The organism is Flammeovirgaceae bacterium SG7u.111 (assembly GCA_034044135.1).
Taxonomy (GTDB): Bacteria; Bacteroidota; Bacteroidia; order Cytophagales; family Flammeovirgaceae.
The window spans coordinates 2,639,663-2,656,989 of record CP139021.1 but is presented as its reverse complement, the minus strand read 5'-3'; the positions used below and the strand labels follow the sequence as shown (position 1 = coordinate 2,656,989).

The 17,327-nt window shown below is 41.3% G+C and carries 11 protein-coding genes; 1 reads left to right on the top strand and 10 read right to left on the bottom strand.

What is annotated here, in order from left to right:
* Positions 1 to 125 precede the first annotated feature (125 nt).
* From R9C00_10285 to R9C00_10250, 8 genes are all read right to left on the bottom strand, one after another.
* Positions 126 to 1,037: a response regulator transcription factor gene (locus R9C00_10285; protein ID WPO37840.1), complete on the bottom strand. Its 912-nt coding sequence runs from the start codon at positions 1,035 to 1,037 to the stop codon at positions 126 to 128.
* A 390-nt stretch (positions 1,038 to 1,427) separates the two neighbouring features.
* A complete protein-coding gene (locus tag R9C00_10280; GenBank protein ID WPO37839.1) occupies positions 1,428 to 2,912 on the bottom strand; it encodes a carboxypeptidase in 1,485 nt (494 codons plus the stop codon).
* A 185-nt stretch (positions 2,913 to 3,097) separates the two neighbouring features.
* Complete coding sequence (locus R9C00_10275; GenBank protein WPO37838.1) at positions 3,098 to 5,968, bottom strand: glycosyl hydrolase 115 family protein; 2,871 nt, start codon at positions 5,966 to 5,968, stop codon at positions 3,098 to 3,100.
* A gap of 606 nt (positions 5,969 to 6,574) precedes the next feature.
* Positions 6,575 to 7,447, bottom strand: coding sequence for an SDR family oxidoreductase (locus R9C00_10270; GenBank protein WPO37837.1), 873 nt, complete (start codon positions 7,445 to 7,447; stop codon positions 6,575 to 6,577).
* 29 nt (positions 7,448 to 7,476) lie between these two features.
* Positions 7,477 to 8,037 carry a hypothetical protein gene (locus tag R9C00_10265; protein ID WPO37836.1) on the bottom strand — a complete coding sequence of 187 codons (561 nt, stop codon included), beginning with the start codon at positions 8,035 to 8,037 and terminating at the stop codon, positions 7,477 to 7,479.
* A gap of 167 nt (positions 8,038 to 8,204) precedes the next feature.
* Entirely contained in the window at positions 8,205 to 9,971 is a 1,767-nt protein-coding gene (locus R9C00_10260) for a helix-turn-helix domain-containing protein (protein WPO37835.1), read from the bottom strand.
* Between the two features lie 156 nt (positions 9,972 to 10,127).
* Positions 10,128 to 11,189: a hypothetical protein gene (locus tag R9C00_10255; GenBank protein WPO37834.1), complete on the bottom strand. Its 1,062-nt coding sequence runs from the start codon at positions 11,187 to 11,189 to the stop codon at positions 10,128 to 10,130.
* A 240-nt stretch (positions 11,190 to 11,429) separates the two neighbouring features.
* On the bottom strand, positions 11,430 to 12,092 hold the full coding sequence (locus R9C00_10250) for a hypothetical protein (GenBank protein ID WPO37833.1): 663 nt from the start codon (positions 12,090 to 12,092) through the stop codon (positions 11,430 to 11,432).
* Positions 12,093 to 12,311: 219 nt separating this feature from the next.
* Between R9C00_10250 and R9C00_10245 the strand changes: the two genes are divergently transcribed.
* The gene (locus R9C00_10245; GenBank protein WPO37832.1) at positions 12,312 to 12,791 is read left to right on the top strand and encodes a hypothetical protein; all 480 of its coding nucleotides are present in this window, start codon (positions 12,312 to 12,314) and stop codon (positions 12,789 to 12,791) included.
* Between the two features lie 85 nt (positions 12,792 to 12,876).
* Here R9C00_10245 and R9C00_10240 read toward each other — a convergent pair whose 3' ends face one another.
* Both R9C00_10240 and R9C00_10235 read right to left on the bottom strand, forming a co-directional pair.
* Positions 12,877 to 16,431 (bottom strand): M1 family aminopeptidase, encoded by a 3,555-nt coding sequence (locus R9C00_10240; GenBank protein WPO37831.1) that lies wholly within the window; start codon positions 16,429 to 16,431, stop codon positions 12,877 to 12,879.
* The gene (locus R9C00_10235; protein WPO37830.1) at positions 16,424 to 17,323 is read right to left on the bottom strand and encodes an ABC transporter ATP-binding protein; all 900 of its coding nucleotides are present in this window, start codon (positions 17,321 to 17,323) and stop codon (positions 16,424 to 16,426) included. The genes R9C00_10240 and R9C00_10235 overlap by 8 nt, the downstream gene beginning before the upstream one ends.
* Positions 17,324 to 17,327: the final 4 nt, after the last annotated feature.

Below are 17,327 nucleotides of genomic sequence, written 5' to 3'. Positions count from 1 at the left end.
TGTGTAGAAAATAGGTTTAGGCAAACCTAACATCCAACTATATGAAGCAAGACAATGGACTGTAAAATGATGTAAACGCAATGTAAAACAACATCATATACAATATATCATACTAATTATCAGCATTATACATCCATCACAAGCTTATAGCCTATACCTCTGATATTCACGATTTTGATTCTCGAATCGGTCTCTAGCTTCTTCCGAAGTTTCGATATATACACATCCAAGGTTCTTCCCACATAGTCACCTTCATCTCCCCATACCTCTTTCAAGAGCACCTCTCGTTGGATCGTCGCATTTACATTGCCGTACAATAGCTGAAGCAATGCTGTTTCTTTCCCCGTCAACTCTATTTTTTGCTCGTCAACTACAAGCTCCATATTCCTACTATCGAACTGGTATGTACCAATCGAAATCAAATGAGGGTCACTCTCGGTATTCCTCCTCTTTTTTCGCAAATAAATAACTAGCCCAATCAGGAACATAAGTGGGATACCAAGTAAACCGAGACTAAAAGGAGTTATTGAGCCTTCCTTAGAAGCAAGGTTATTGGGAAGAGATTGACTAGCTGTTTGCAGCGCTGCACTTGACTTGCTGGGTGTTAAAATTGTGATTAAAATAGAATAATGAGCTACGGACTGAATCCTTCCTAGGCAAGGGACTAGGTTGGCAAGGTTCGAATTTCCAATTTCGTAGCTATAAACAACCTGACCAGTTCCACATTCTTTTACTTCTACTAGGTAATGATCTGCTATTTTTGTTTGAACAACCACTTGGTCGATGATGGCTACAAGCTCTTCGGGGTTGAAGGCAAATTCCTTTTCGAACTGGATCTTGTATTTGCCCGCTTCTTGCTCAATAGGCAAGACCCGAGAAGTACTATCCCCCGAATGGAGGAGAACCTCGTGCCCTATCATCCGCATGGCTACCTCAATGTGCCCTTTGTATGGGTAGTTTTGGGCGGCACTTGAGCTGGCTAAAAGCAGAAAGCTAACAAAAACACCTAAACCGATTGTATAATACTTAGAGACCATTCTCCAAATCTACCTGATTGCGCAGCCTTTTCCACAGTTCTGGACTCGATTTACATTATTTTACACTGGTTTACGCTTCTTAGATTATAGGTTGAGGGGGACTGTTGAGATGGGAATCTCGCTCGGTTGTAGCCGAGTGAGGAATATGTGCTATGCGCGGGCGTCCTCACCCAAGATAGCCAGAGGCTACAGAAATAGTTACCACTCGGCTACAGCCGAGCGGCAGAAAAGGCTACATCTTGCCAACGGGGTTTCGCAAATCGGGAGATTTGCCCTAAAAAAACTTCTGAGAGAACGCTTTGCTAACTCTCAGAAGAGCATGACATAAAAGGTAGGAAATAGTAACGCCATTACTAAAAAAGTAATGGCGTTACTTCCAGCTATCAAACCCTAATACTTCGCAGGCTTCCCGCCGGCAAGGCTTGCTTTAATAAACTCCCGAATATCGTTGTTGGCAGTTTTGAGGTCTTCGCTGCGGAGGTACATCATGTGCCCGCTCCGGTAACCTTTGAAGCTGAAGCGATCTTTCATTTTCCCGCTCGGATCAATTTGCCACATGGTGTATTTGGAATTGAAATAGGTACAAGCGCCATCGTAATAGCCCACTTGGAACATTACTTTTAGGTAAGGATTTTCCGCCATGGCTTTTCTGAGCTGGTCGCGGGTGTTGTTGTTCGAGTCGTCCCAAGGATGTACTGGACCAAAAAGGTTGTATTTGATGTCGGTCTTAAACCTCAAGTGCTCACGGATGTAATAGTTGATAGCGGGGGTGAACGAGTGCAGCCAAGAGGTAAGTTCGGCACTGTAATCGGGTCTGGTTCCAGCTTCCATTTTGTCTATGCCCAAATACCGTGAATCTAGCCTTCCAATGGTATATCCTGTTTTGTCCCTCAAGAGGTCTTTCCAGAAAAACCTAGTGGAAACATCTAAGTTGTTCTGCAAAATAGACTTTTCAGAAAGCCCTGAATAATGCGCCATTTTCTTGGCTATTTCTTGTTTCTCTTCAGTAGTTAAAGAGCCTCCTCTTGCCAGCGCAGGCATGAGCGTATTCAGCGCAAACTCTTCAGACTCTGGCAAGATTTCTAGCAAATCCTTTTGCTGTAGCTCGTCGGGCAGCATTTTGTGGTACCAAGCCGCTGCGGTAAAGTAAGGAAAGTTCAAAGAAGAAGAAATGGGCGTATCGGAATCGAAGGCTTTGTAATCGGCAGGGGAAACCAAGATGACCCCGTTGAGGTACATCCACTGGCTTTCTTGCAAGGCAAGTGCCAACCCCGAAACCCGCGTGCCGCCGTAGCTCTCCCCTATCAGGTACTTGGGCGAAGTCCATCGTTCATGTCGGGTCACAAAGGTATTGAGCCATTCTGCCAAGTATTTTATATCGGCATTTACCCCAAAAAACTTCTTTCTGTCCACTTCTTTTCCTGTGGTAGGGATCGTCCTAGAATAGGCAGTGTTTACGGGGTTTACAAACACAATATCCGCCACATCCAAAATAGAATATGGGTTCTCCTGCATGCCATAGGGCTGCACGGGATAGCCTTCCTCGTCGATGTTCAGGACTTGTGGGCCCGTGTAGGCAATATGCATCCAAGCAGAAGCCGAGCCCGGCCCGCCGTTAAAGGAAATGACCAAAGGACGGTTTGCATTTTCAGCACCAGTTTTCTTGTAATAGGTATAAAAAAGGGTGGCAACGGGTTTCCCCAGTTCGTCCCACACAGGCTGCATGCCCGTGGTTGCAGTGTAAGAAAGTTTTGCACCGTTGATGGTGGTGGTATGGCTGGTCACCACTGTGGTGTCTACGGGAATGGTTCTACTTTGCGCATTTGCCATAAAGGAAATACTTAGCACAAAGAGCAAAAGGATTGTTTTTTTCATAAGTGATTTTAGTTCAATAGAGTTGTGGTTGTCTTTTCATGATGGAAAGCTAGCAATAGGAGCTTTGTTCCCATCATTATATTTGCTTAAAGTTAATGGAGAAAAGCTGGTTTACAAACTGGCTCAATATGAAAAAAGCCCACCTATTTGGCGAGCTTTGTATTATCCACTACATGTCTTTTAATCTATTTGTCTAACTGCTGATAGCCAGGCCCTGAGTAAGAGTCTTTCAATCCGCCCAAATCGATCACTACTTTCTGAACAACCATACCCGGATCTACTGAAAACAACTTCAACGTATGTTTCCCTGGCTCATCAATAGCTACTTCGGTTTTATTTATAGCAGCATTTCGAAGCACATTTGCTCCCCATTCATTCGAGTACTCCTTTACATCGTTAGATTGAATTTTGTATTCCAAATTGTCAACTTGTACCCCATAAGAAGTGCCATGTTCCTTGTCTTTTGCAAACAGGGGCAACATATAGGTATATATAGTTGCCTTACATGCTTTTGATACATAGAAATCATATTCAACAAAAGAACCTTCTCCAGAGTCGTATTTTGCATTTCCAAGTTGTAATGAGGAATTGGCATATCCTAATCCATCGATTACCTGAAATTGAACATCTCCTTTTTCTGTTTTTCTGTGAAACGCTGACGGGTTAATAGATATCACTCCCTTATTTTCAATATAAAGATTGTTTTCTTCAACAGTAGTGCGAGTAGCTATAACCTGAATGTGCTTTTCGTTACTTCCATCTGAAACGATAACTTCTCCTTTTGCGGGAGAGCCTGCAGGCACTAGCCCCCAATCAATTGTCACATAGATCCGGCTTTGCATTTTAACCTCACCTTCGCTTGAATCCAATTTAATCCACGGTTCTGTTGCAGATGCATTCCATTTGAATGAGACCTTTCCTTTATTGTAAATCTCAAAAAAGTGGCTTTCATTAAAAAAGCTATTAAATTCGGGTAATTTCAAATCGCCCTGTACCGTGTCAGACTCTTGCCCTTCCACAAAAACTGCCATTTCCGAAACTTCAGGCAAATCCAGTAATTGAGTAGGCGATAATTGAACCTGGGGCAGAAAACCAGGGGCAGTCATCATACCAGCCCATTTCCCATCTTGCAAGCTGTTGTATTGAGAGGTAATGACCGAAAGGCTGTCGTGATATGCCTGAACCATTTCTGCCAATGAGTTTGTCATTGCCCTGTTTTGTCGGGCATACCACCTATTCTTTTGCCCAATCAACATTTCGTGATTGTACAGTGAAGCTCCTTTCACAGGATAATAAACCAATTCGAAAAACGACGCTTTGAACTCTTCTGGCAGCTCATTTAGAATGGATTCGGCTTTTTTAGCTATTTCTACGTATTCGCTCAACCTGTTTTCTGCTTCATTGTAATGGATGAATGAAAATTCTGTATCTTTCACATCCTCAACATGAAAGAGGCTATTCCATCGCCAGTCCCAAGTCATATATTCTGGTTTGCGTGTAAAACCATGATAATAGAACCGATCCAGAATATATGAAATATCTTTTTCATATTCTTCCCCAAAAATTGATGATAGTTGCTTAACATGATATTGGTTCACGTTTTCGAAGCTGAATTTATCGAAATCCCATGCCATATCAAGAAAAAGTTGCATGCCCATTTCACCAGGCTTGATATCTCCCACATTTAACAACCAATACCTATCGGCTCCTAATGAATAAGCTTTATGCATTTCGGCATACATTAATGCCGGTGGCGTTGTATTTAGCCATAAATAGTCATTGGGCCAACCTAAATAGGAGATATGATAATATACACCTGCACCGCCATTCCTATTCTGCTCAGTTTTATTGCTCAGTTTTTTGATGTAACCATAGTTATCGTCAGGCCACACAAGGGTGATATCTTCTGGTACTTCTAGGCCTTTTTCATATATGTCTAATACTTCTTTGTAAGGCACAAAAATTTGGGGGACTTCATTGAGCGGTTTATCAATGTATTTTGATAAAATACCTCTTTGGTCTTTAATTGCTTCGTCCAGAGTTTTAAATTTCTGTTCATCTGAACCTCCTTTCATTCCCTCATCGTGCATCCCACGCAGGGCAATTGTGTAAATATTATCATTCTTATAGGCTTGCTTTACACGGTTATCAAGTACTTTTATAATCTCTTTTTTATTATTTACATAATCCCACTCTCCTTGTTTTTTTCTATCCCACTCACTCGCATTATTATATAAAAGTGGCTCGCAATGAGCAGTTGTAACCATTACCCCATAGTCATCGGCCATTTCCATATTGCCGGGTACTGTATAAAAAGCTTTTGTGCATTCATGCATAGCCGGAGCTACCATATTTCCTTTCAGGCGTAGCAATAACTCAAATACCTTTTCATAAGTCTTGGGACCAATGTCATCTACTTCAGGATCAATATTTTTTGCTGCCCACGGATGAAGTCCCCAGTCTTCGTCATTAAGGAAAATTCCCCGGTATTTTACCGAAGGGGCTTTTGAGGTAAAACTAATGTCTTCGATATACAACTCTTCGCTTTTTTTGACTGGCACATCCGCCCAATAACTCCACGGCGAGACCCCCATCAATTCTGAAAGAGTGAATACTCCATAAGCAACACCTCGTTTATCACTACCAGCTATTATCAATGCCTTTTGTACCCCCTTAAACGGCTTGTCTATGGTTTGGATAGTGAAGCGTTCCCATTCATTTTTTACACTATCTACACTTAATTTTTTTTCGGCAATCAATTTATCGATCAATCGGTTTTTTCCGATTGTCCCCACAATTATCAAGTTGCCCTTTAATTTGTTATCGGTAGAAATAATAAGTGGTTGCTTTCTTGAAACCAATTCAATATCTGAAGCAAACAAGTGCGATACTTTATCAATAAGTTTAAAATCTGTTGGATCGTAATAAATTGTTGAAGCAGTTTTAGAATCAGCTATTGGAAAGCTAGTATCGTTTCTTTGTACGTGATCCGTTAATTTAATTTGTGCAAGTAAAACTTGTGGAAGCAGTAAGGCTCCAAGTATAATTTTTTTCATAATCATAAAAAAAGTCTAATAATCAAATTGAATAACATCAGCCCACCATAAGCCAGAGCGTAAAAAAAACGTTGATTTGTGGGAAACTAAACCAAAAAACATGACCTATTTGGGGCTTGGTTAGTATAATCAAGAATGGAATGTTTAAATATTCAGATTCTACTTCACTAAAATATTTAGAGAAGTGAGAAGCTTTTTGATAAATACATTCTTAGGAAGTCGAAATAAGCGATGAGTAATTTTAAAAAATAATTCCTAAACAGACCCTATTCTTATGAAAAGAATATACAACTGTCAACAAGTATCCACTTGACTTAATACCCAGATAAGTCCAATTGAACAAATTTGAACTCTCCTATTAATCATATTGGGAATAATCAAAATATGCACCAAACAATATGTTCAAGTTGTTTGGTGCATATTTTCAACTTTTGAAAAACCACCTCTTCCAATACTACCTTTAATAGTGATCCGTAAAATTTCCACAAAAAAAATTTACTTTCGATTAACGAATGAAGATGTATGATTTCCGAAGATGCATTTTTTAAACTAAACCACTCTGTACTTTGAGAACAGAGTGGTTTAATTGGTTTTCCAGCTGCCCCTTTAAGCTTCACGATTTATCTTATCTACTTCCCAACTAAAATAGGAATTCAGCCTACGTGTCCCATGCCTTGGAGCAATATTATCCGTGGCCATCATGGTAAGAAAAAACTCAATGGGACCATACGTTTTAGATGAAGTGAAACTTCTCATTGCTTTGATAAGAAACCTACGAACCCAATCTGGTAAATGGATGATTTTTACAGGTCTTTTCCATGCTTGCAAAGAAAGTTCGCCTATTTCATTTTGCGTCAAAATATCAGGACCACCCACAGGTTGTTCACTATTAATAGCTCCTGCATCGATCGTATCTAAGATAAAATCTGCCAAGTCTATTCCGTGAATAGGATTTAGCTTGAATTCTCCATGCCCAAACAAATAGACCTTTCCTTTTTTAGCCATCTCCAAAAAGTCTTTCATGTCGGAGAAGAACCCATTGGGTCGGATAATGCTATAATCCATCCCAGACTCCTTTAGCTTATCCACAAACTTTTCCTTAGCTTCCATAATTTTAAGATGCCTCATTTTGTCACCGTTGATTGCCGACACATACACAAACAGTTTGACCCCGGCTTTTTTTGCTTCATTGAGCAAGTTCATATTGGCTTGGTAATCGACGTCCATATAAGTGAGCCCGTCTTTTTGCCTGGTAATCCCAACTGTCGATATTACTACGTCTATCCCTTTGCACGAACCTTCCAAAGAACTCGGCTTGATAACTTCTGCTATTATCATCTGCTCTTTTTGCACACCAAGCTGTTCTAGTTTCTTTTGGTTTCGAGCAATCGCTTTGAATCCGATATTCTTAGCTAATAGCTCTTTAACAATGTTACTGCCTAGGTACCCAGTGGACCCGGCTACGAGTATATTTTTCATAGGTGTTGGTTTAAGATACCCAAAGAATTTTAAAAGAAAGTAAATCCGAGGCCTAGCGTAAAAGAACTGCCTTCTCTTCTTTGCCCATTTTCTAATTTTACACTAGCCATATATAACCGGGCTTGTAAATCTACCGCCCATTTTTTATGCTGCCTGAGTTCGTAGCCTGTGCCCAGCAACACCCCTTTCCCCCAGTTGTTTTTCTCATCCGAGTCACTCTTTTTTTCGTAGAGTGCCGGTGTGTCTAGCGCAGCGCCAACTCCTCCCGTAACCCACCACCTATCCGCAGCCCAGTATTGAACGGAAGGTATATATCCTTCAAAGCTTCGGTCTTTGTTGTTTAGCTCATAAATCTGGCCAGGGGTATTTAAGTAAATGGCTAGCTTGTCGTTTACAAACCACCCTATCTTCAGGTTAGGCAAGGAAATGCCGCCTTGTGTTTCCGATGTTTCTATTCCCTTGGTGAAATGAAGCGCGCCTGCTCCTACCGATGCGCCAATGGTAAACCCTTTTCTGATTGGGGACTCACTTTGGGCTATGGTGTTCAAAGAAAGTAAAAGCAATGCAATTGAAATTACGAATTGTTTCATGTTTTAAAGTTTTAAATGATTGATAGTTCAAAATTGGCAGGTTAGGCTCTCCCAATCGTCTTGAATTATTCATTGGGACGTTTTGGTGGATTTTCGTACTTTTTAAATGGGGGCACAAAAAAAGTCCTGATAATTCAGGACTTTTAGAAGCATGGCATTAGGGAGGATCAATATTTTTTCCTGTTTTCTTTTACCCAAGCTTTTGGGGTCAGCCCAGTTGTTTTCTTAAAAAAATCATTGAAAACTGATTTTGAGTTAAAGCCGCTTTCGAACGCAAGCCCTAATAAGGTGAGGTGGTTATTAGTGGGGTTTATCGCTTTTGCTTGAAAAGCTTTCAAACGATAATCGTTGATAAAATCGTTAAAGTTCTTGCCAATTTCTTCATTCAACAACCTTGAAAGCTTATTAGGGTGGAGTTGGATTGTTTCGGCAAGTGACCTTAAGCTAAGCTCAGGGCTCAAATAGGGCTGTTTTTCCTCCATTACCTCCAATAAGGCGACTTTAAATACTTCTAATTCTGAAGCTGATAAAACAGGCGGTTCTTTGGCTAACTTCTTAGTAAGAGGCAGATGGGTTTCTTTACCAATAAAAGTTTTGCTTGCCAAGTGCTGGTAAGCAGGAATCTCCCTCAGAGGAATCAGAAACGGATCGTTCAAAAAGTTGATGTATTGACCCAAACGATTGGCAATACCAAATTTAAGTGCTTCTATGGCTTTTTGCGTATCGCCTAAGTACAGAGGGACATAAATTTCCCAAGGTAAATAACCTGTATGGTCTTTGGAAAAATCGTCTTCCTTGACTTCTTTATACTCGTTAATCACCTCATACAGCAAGATGAAATCTTTTTTGTTTGGAAGCGTGGGATAGTGGTCGGTTAATTCTACAAGGGAAGTTTTGTCTTTGGTAAGGACAAAACAACAAGCTTTTATTTGAAGTGCCAAATCCCACTGGGGGTCAATATCAAGGGATTTATCCATCCAGAAAATAGCCTTATCCAGTTGCCCGTCCAAGTAATATACATTCCCCTTAGTATAGCAATGGTTAGCCGACAATGGATTGTACTCAAGCCCTTTGTTTATATGCAAAAGTGCTTTCTCAAATTCTCCAATTGCGGTATAACATTCGGCAGTTGCTTCAAGGGCTTCGGTATCGTTGGGCGAGAACCCTAATGCTTTTTTCAGATGGGACAACCCCGCTTGCACATCCCAATTTACCCAAAAACTATGGGTTGCTAGTGCAAGTGCACCTTCGGGGCTATTAGCTTTAATCGCCATTCCTTGGGCAAGATATTTCTCAGCATCTACAGCTGCTTGTTTTTTGTCTATAAAAGTCCATGAAGCAAGAATTCCAAGGCATTGGACTATCCCAAAATATGGCTGGTAGTAACTGGAGTCTAGCTGAATGCTTTGCTTATAAAGCTCTATGGCTCTGGGAAAATCTTCCAGTTTCCAATTGAGCTGATAAAACCTTCCTTTTAGGTATAGCTGGTAGGCCTCGATGTTTTTAGTTTGGGATTGAACCAAATGCTCCTCAATCTCAATATGCCCAAAGTTTTCTCGAATTTTATCGGCTATGAGTAAGCTTATTTCATCTTGAAGTTCAAATATATTTTCAAGCTTACGGTCAAAACTTTCAGACCAAATATGAAAACCATTGTCTGTCCGAATAAGCTGAGCACCAATACGTACCGAGTCTTTGGCTTTTCGCACACTTCCCTCAAGCACCATAGAAACACCTAAATCATTTCCGACATGCCTCACATCTACTTGTTTGTTTTTGTAGGCAAAAGAAGATGTTCTTGCCGTTACTTTTAGGCCGTCTATTTTACTAATCGCATTGATCAACTCTTCAGTCATTCCATCGGCAAAGTATTCATTTTCAACATCTGAACTTATATTTTTAAAAGGAAGGACTGCTATAGATTTTTGATTCACAAATTAGGTATTAGTTGTTTCAAGTTTTCAGATTCCAGTTCTAAGATTCGAATTTATAAATAATATTCAACAGAAATAAGTTACGCAACTTGTACAACATGAAAAAAGCCCACCAAATGGCGGGCTATATAATTCTTAATATGAGTCTTCACTCCCCTACTCCTTCACAGTCGAATTAGTGACTTCAATCTTCGTATCGGAATGCATGGAAATACCGGGGAATTTTGGATACCAAGAACCTCCCGGGTTATTCTGGATCACCGACTGGTCTATCACGATGTTGCCCGTATGATTATTAGATACAAAAAAGATAGCTGCGCCATAAGCATTCACTTCGTTGTCTTCTATTTTCGAACCATATACCCGAAGGGTCATCTCATTGCCATCGTTGTAGATTGCTCCGCCACTACCTCCGCCTGGCGTTCCGCTCTCGGCGGGGTTGCCTCCATTGCCAACGGCAGTGTTATGTGTGAAGAGAGAGTTGTAAATTGACCAAGAAACACCAATACTGCTCAGCGCGCCTCCATTTGACCCAGAGTTGCCGTAGCCTTCTGCCCCACCAAAGGTGCTGTTTACAATATAGACAGGTTGGTCTTGGAATTGATCGAATACACGGATAGCTCCACCGCCAACATCAGGCCCTGTGGTTGCGCATTTGTTATTGAAAAAGCGACAGTTGACCACTTTCAGCTTCCCTCCTCTTGCCCAAATTGCTCCTCCTCCAGTGTATTCTGTTTCTCCAGTCGAATTTCCATTGATGAAAGTAATGTTCTGCACCGTCAGCTTCGGATGGTCTTGATCTTGACAATGGGAGGTTGTCCAATTCTGAGCCTGGTCACAGGTATTCATATACAGAATCCTCGTTTTTCCACCACCACTTAGCGTTATAAGTCCTCCTCCATCTATTACCACTTCGTCATTAGCATCGTTGAATACTTTTGCAGGTTCACTCAGGGTAATGGTCACAGGCTTTCCCCCACTGTTAAACGTGATTATCCCTCCTTTGGCTACCGCAGCGATAAATGCCTCGGCGGTGCAACTTTCCGGCGTGCCGTCTCCTACAACCTGATCGGGAATGGAAACATCTTCTGGGCGAGCATCGGCAGGAACTGGGAAATTCCCCTCGGCATAACCAGCCGCAGGGCCGTCTTCAGGATTTTCTAATAAGTTTTCAAACCCTTCCTCCTTTTCAACATCTCCTTCTAGGCATGAAGACATCGTTATAGTAAAAATGAAAAAAGATATTACGCATAAAAATCTTAAACCTGTTGTCATTGTATGTTTGTTATTTGATTAGATAAAAGTTTTTTGGCTCGCTCATATAAAGTGAATTAACACTGAATATTTTGTGCTACTGGAAAGGAAGGTTTTTTTTGCTAATGCTCAAGTAACCTCTGGGCAATTTTTGTGCAGAAGGGGGTGGTTTTTGGAGTTTTTATTATTACTACCCAAAGTGACTTACTTTTTGGTAACCTTATACCTAATCTCCAGCTGAAATGTGTCGGCTGATTCATTTGATTCTGCCAAAATAGGTTCCCAATTGGTAAAGGGTGCGATTTGAGGCACGAAGGGAATATCAAACAAATATTCGGGAGTGGAAAAAGAATCGGACTTTATCGACAACTTTCTGCCAGTTTCATGAAAAATAGCTTTACTGCTTGTGTACATAAAATAATCGTCCTCTTTTCCTTGGATAGTTAGCTTGCTTCCAGAACCGCCTCCTGAAGTCCTGAAACTCGACCTCGCCCCGTCAATATTCGTTTTACTCCTGATTTCTATACTTAATCTGTGCGCCTGCTTCTCTATGCTTACTGGTCTCGGACGACCTATTTCTAAGGCTACAAATGCGAAAATAGCAAGAGGTGTAAGTATTGGAACTGCGACTAAAGCTTTTAACCAGCCATTTGTGAGTTGATTGAAAAAGAAACCATTTATAATAGTGATCACAACAGCAATGATAAAAAGTAATCCTAGCCCATAAAAAAATGTCAGCCCTTTGGCCATGCCATTTCCAGCCGCATCACTACCTGTGAATTTTGTATTTGAATAAGAGATGTACATGTAAACAACCAAAATCAAATACACTACAACACTTCCAATCACTATTCTATTTCCTATCATATTTTTATGTTTTCACCAAACCCAGCTCACATAAAACATTTTTTTTAAAAGCTCATATAAACATATGAGGAAATACCCATGATTAATGTACAAACATACAATTATAAGAGTAAATATGGCTTCCATAAAAAATTTAATGTGATAATACACTAACAGGTAACAACATCGTTTTCACTGAAAATATCTTAACACTTTAAAAACTTTTTAAACAACAATTTTATGGGATTTTGGGATAAAGTAAAAGCGGTTAAAAACATGGTTACGGGTGGTGCGGCTACTGTGTATGTAGAAGTACAAGAAGCTAAACTTGGAGAGCCTTTCAAAGTAGTGGTAAAAGCTAATGTGAAAGACCAAGACCTAAGCATCAACGGCGTGTACCTAAAAGTAAGAGGCATGGAAAAAGTAACAGTTCCCAACGTTAGAGTACCAGCCGATGTAGATTTTGATGGTGACTTTGAGATAGTAGGAACTGACCTACACAGATCTGCAGTTACAAACGAGTTTGAGCAAAACATTAATGGACCACAAGAACTAGAAGCTAACCAAGAGTATGTTTGGGAAGCGGAAATCACCCTGCCTCAAGGAGCACTGCCATCGTACAGAGGTTTCAATGCAGCACACGAATGGGAAATATTTGCTGGATTAGATGCTAGAGGTAACGACCCTGATTCTGATTGGGTTGATTTTGTAGCATATTAGTCAAATACATTCAGATTCGACTCTTAAAAACAGTCGCCAAGTTACACTTGGCGACTGTTTTTTATCCAGCCTACCCAACTTCTTCTTATAATGACTTCACATTATTATTCAAATCTGGATCCGAACGAGTGCCGAAAGGATCAATTGCCACAAATTTGGGGGAATCATCTACAATTATTTTAATTTCTGAATACTCTTTGGTTATCTGATGAGGCTGCAAATATATAATATCACTTGGCTCGCTTACTTGGCTTGGGTGTTTTACAAACAGACCTATGGAAATTGGCTCGTTGATAGCAATTTGTACTTCTTCGCCTTCTTCATTCGTCTCAAACCGCTTTGCATTTAACTTTACCGTCACCTCGTATCTTCCATCACCAAGCTCTTTAACCGAGGGTTTTTCCGCTGATAAATCGTACGTGATCACTCGCTTAAACCAATCGTCTATCAACACATGCTGCGCTGGAGAAGCTACTTTGTAAAGTTCGTCCAAAAGCTCCGATGAATCTACACCAAATTCGGTTTGATCGCGGTACCTGTCCGCCAAGGTTCGTAGTACTTTATTCAGCTGTTCTTCACCCAGCAATTCCCTAAGCGCAAGCATCACGGTATAGCTTTTTCCATACGACAAATACCCTTGCCCATACACCAAATACAAAGGAGGCTCTTTTTCAGAAGCAAAAGCTCGACCTTGGAAATACCTCTGGTTAGCCGTAAGGCTTAGCTGCCACAAAGCCCGCTTTCCATACATTTTTTCCATCACCACCGCTTCCGTGTACTTGGCAAACCCTTCTACCAAAACAGAACCACCATCTGTCAGCTTGGGAGTCAACAAATGCCCCCACCACTGGTGGGATACTTCATGAATGGTTCTCTTGGCAACCAAATTGAATTTTTCCTCATTTCGGGTATCAATCAAATAAAGATTGTCTTCTACCATACTGATTACACCCGGATGCGCAAACCCACCCATTGGCCAATGGCTTGGTACTTCGGCAATTCGGATATGGTCATTTCTGTAAGGACCAAAGTTTTCAATGCAATAATCTAGAGATGCTTTGGCACTTGTAGCAATTATTGCGGTATTAAAAGCATGCTCAGGATGGAAATACTGCTCAATACTGACACCGTTGTGTTCCTCTTTTTGCACAGCATATGCAGAAGAAAAATATCCCATGGTAGGTATGATTTTATGTGTGGGCTTAAAGTGGAAATAATTCCTACCGTTTTCAGTCCATTGCCTAACCAAACTCCCCGACCCTATGGCTATTTCATCGGCTTGTGTAGAAATAATGGTTTCATAGGATATTCTTCCAGGGGAATTTCCTGTTTCAAAATGCTTGTCTGCCAGCGTTTCTTTTTCTTTCCTTGGCAAGCCCCTTTTCTCTCGCTCCCTATTATCCGCTATCTCAACGCTTTCTCTGTAGGAAAGGATAGGGGCAAACTCTCGGTCTGTCAGATAGCTTCCGTTGGGCACAATTGTTCGGCTAGTCTCATATCCCGTGAGCGTTTTGGTCAATTCATAGCTGAACCAGACTTCTTGCTGGGGCTGGATGGGTTGCTCAAACTCATACAAATATGTACCAAATTCGCTGTTATACTCAAGCAGCTTAGCTCCTTCCAGTTTGATAGAACTCAGTGGGATTTTTTCTGTGATAAAAACAGTGGAAATAGGCTTTTCCCCTTTGTTCATCAAGGTATACGCTGCCTTTATGTGATATGACTGTTCATCTGGAAACAAATCCACTTCTGTTTTCATGGTCGTTGCAAATAGCTTATCCAAGTTTTCATATTGTTTGAATTTACGCTCATACGCTTCCCTATAAGCAAGGTCTTCCGCAGCAGTGCTGTATTCATTCACCACATTGGACGAATAAAAAATGGTAGCTCCCGCCCCGACAAACAGCATTACAAATATCACCAAAACGCCAGATTCCCACTTTTTCCAATTTGAAAACAAGGTCACTAAGTGAGAACTTAAGCTTTGGTTTATTCCTCGCTGCCAAAGCTTGAAGGAGAAGAGAGACAAGATTCCGCCCAAGCCCATCCAGTAAATCACCAAATGGTCGAATATCGGTGTACCGCCTGAAAACCCAGTCATGTTGGTGTAAGTAGGCCTTGGAAAATAGCCAAGGCGCAACATTGGATGCTCAATGCCTATGTAAGGAGTAAAAAAGCAGACCAATATGAGCATACCAGCAATGCCCATCCCTAAGTATTTGTTGCGAACCGTACTTTGAACAAACATAGCGATGATGCAAAAGAAGAAAAGCTGGATGCCGTAGTGATAGAAAATGCTTAAGTATTGCCCAATTTCAAAATTGAAATATCCGCAGGCAACCTGAAAAAGCATGGCTATTAGAATCCCCGAAGTGATAAACAACACTGGAATGATAAGCAGTGCAAAGAGTTTTGAAAGAAAGAATGCCCAGTTGGCAACAGGGGTAGCATCTATAATTCCGCTGAAATTCAGGCTGCATTCCCTCCAGACTATTTCCCCGCTGTAGAAAAGGATGGGAAGAGTGGTCAATATTGTCAGAGGATCGACCAAAAGCTCGATCAACAAATTGGTAAATGGATACCAACTATCGCCGTAAGCTCCTCCCCCATTTACCCGCGCATTTATTTCCATAAATACTATAAACAGCCAAACAACCATAATCCCGACGAAGGGTAGGCTTTTGAAAATACCGTTCAATTCTACCTTGAGTAAAGAGAAAAGCGCAGCAAGTTGCGACTGAGCCTTCTGGCTGGGTTGGACGGGCTCGTAGGCAGCAACTTGGGTAGTTTCCTCTTTGAGTTTAATTGTTTTTTTGACTTTCTGGCTCACTTTTCTGAAAGAAAACAGGCGATACGTTACCAATAAAATCACTAGAGAAACCCCCATCCACAAAATCCTATTCCACCGATAAAGCCCCGAAAAAGAAAGCATTTGGGTGTTCTTCTGAAAAGGCGTCCAAAACTGGGTTTGTTCATAGAAAGCTGAAATGCCGAAAGGATCTGCCAAGGCTGCGAGTTGCATTGCCTCAGGCGAAGCAGGAACAGACTGCGCCATAAGAGGCGAGTTTAGGAAAATGCTGCTGATCATGTACAGCATGTAAATAAAAATGGAACTCATATACGTGGCCAAGTTACTTTTGGTAAGCGCGCTTACAGCAAATATGAGTGTGGTACAGATAAAAACATTTGGTACGATGGTGAATAGCCATGGCTTCAGGTACGATAACACTTGGAAAGAACTCACACGCTCTGGGTCTAAATTGCCCAACAAAAAACCTGCAAGTAGCCCAAGCATCATGGGCGTAAAAGCCAGCAAGCTGAATACATACACCCCCAGAAACCTACTCCAAAAGAACTGGTATTTCTTGACCGCAGTGCTATAGATTAAGCTATCCATTCGGTAGCGTTTGTCACGCAAAATGCCACTTATGGAAAAGAAAATGACAATAAAAACCACACCTAACGAGAATAAACCCGTATAAAAATTGATCTGATAGTTTGAATTAAAATTGACTTTTGCTGGAGCAGCCCCTTGGCTACCCGCTAGTGCGCCATACAGGAAAAAGATCAGTGCAAAAATGGGCAATGCTTTTTGCCTAAGCTGGTAAGACGCCTCAAAACGTACTAATTGGCTAAACATAAGTAGGCGTATTTTGTGTTTGTTGATTGAATAATGTGACGAAATACAAATCTTCGAGAGTTGGGGTTACCTCCTCAAAACCTTGCTCGGGCAAATCATCCGATACCACCCTGATCTGCGTTTCCCCAGCAATCAGCTTAGTGGAAATCACATCAAAAGTATGCTTATGCGCTTCTAAGTTTTCCTTTCTTATAAGCTTACTCCACACTTTCCCTTCAAGTGTCTTCACCAAGTCGGACGGGTTTCCTTGAGTGACAATTTTCCCATTGGCCAGAATGGCCATATTCTTGCATAAGTCGCGGATATCTTCCACTATATGTGTGGAGAGGATCACAATCACATTTTCCCCTATTTCGCTCAAAAGATTCAAAAACCGGTTACGTTCCTCAGGGTCTAAGCCAGCCGTAGGCTCATCCACTATGATCAATTGGGGGTTCGCTAAAAGTGCCTGAGCTATGCCGAAACGCTGGCGCATTCCCCCCGAAAAAGTGAAGACCGCCTTTTTCCGATGGGAAGTCAAATTGGTTTGGTGCAGCAAGGCATCTACTTGTGTTTTGCGCTCTTTCTTATCCACAATGCCCTTCAGCACAGCCATGTGGTCGAGCAGCTTTTCAGCAGAAACCTTTGGGTACACCCCAAACTCCTGAGGCAAATAGCCCAATTGCGCCCGCACTTCTTGCGGATTGGAAAGAATGTCTGTTCCATTAAATGAGATGCTCCCCTCACTGGGTTCTTGCAACGTGGCAATAGTGCGCATTAGCGAGGATTTGCCCGCACCATTTGCGCCAAGCAGCCCAAACATCCCGTTGGAAATTTCTAAATTGATATTATCCAAGGCTTTTACCCCGTTAGGATACGTTTTCGAAAGGTTTTTAATAGTCAGTCTATTCATGTTT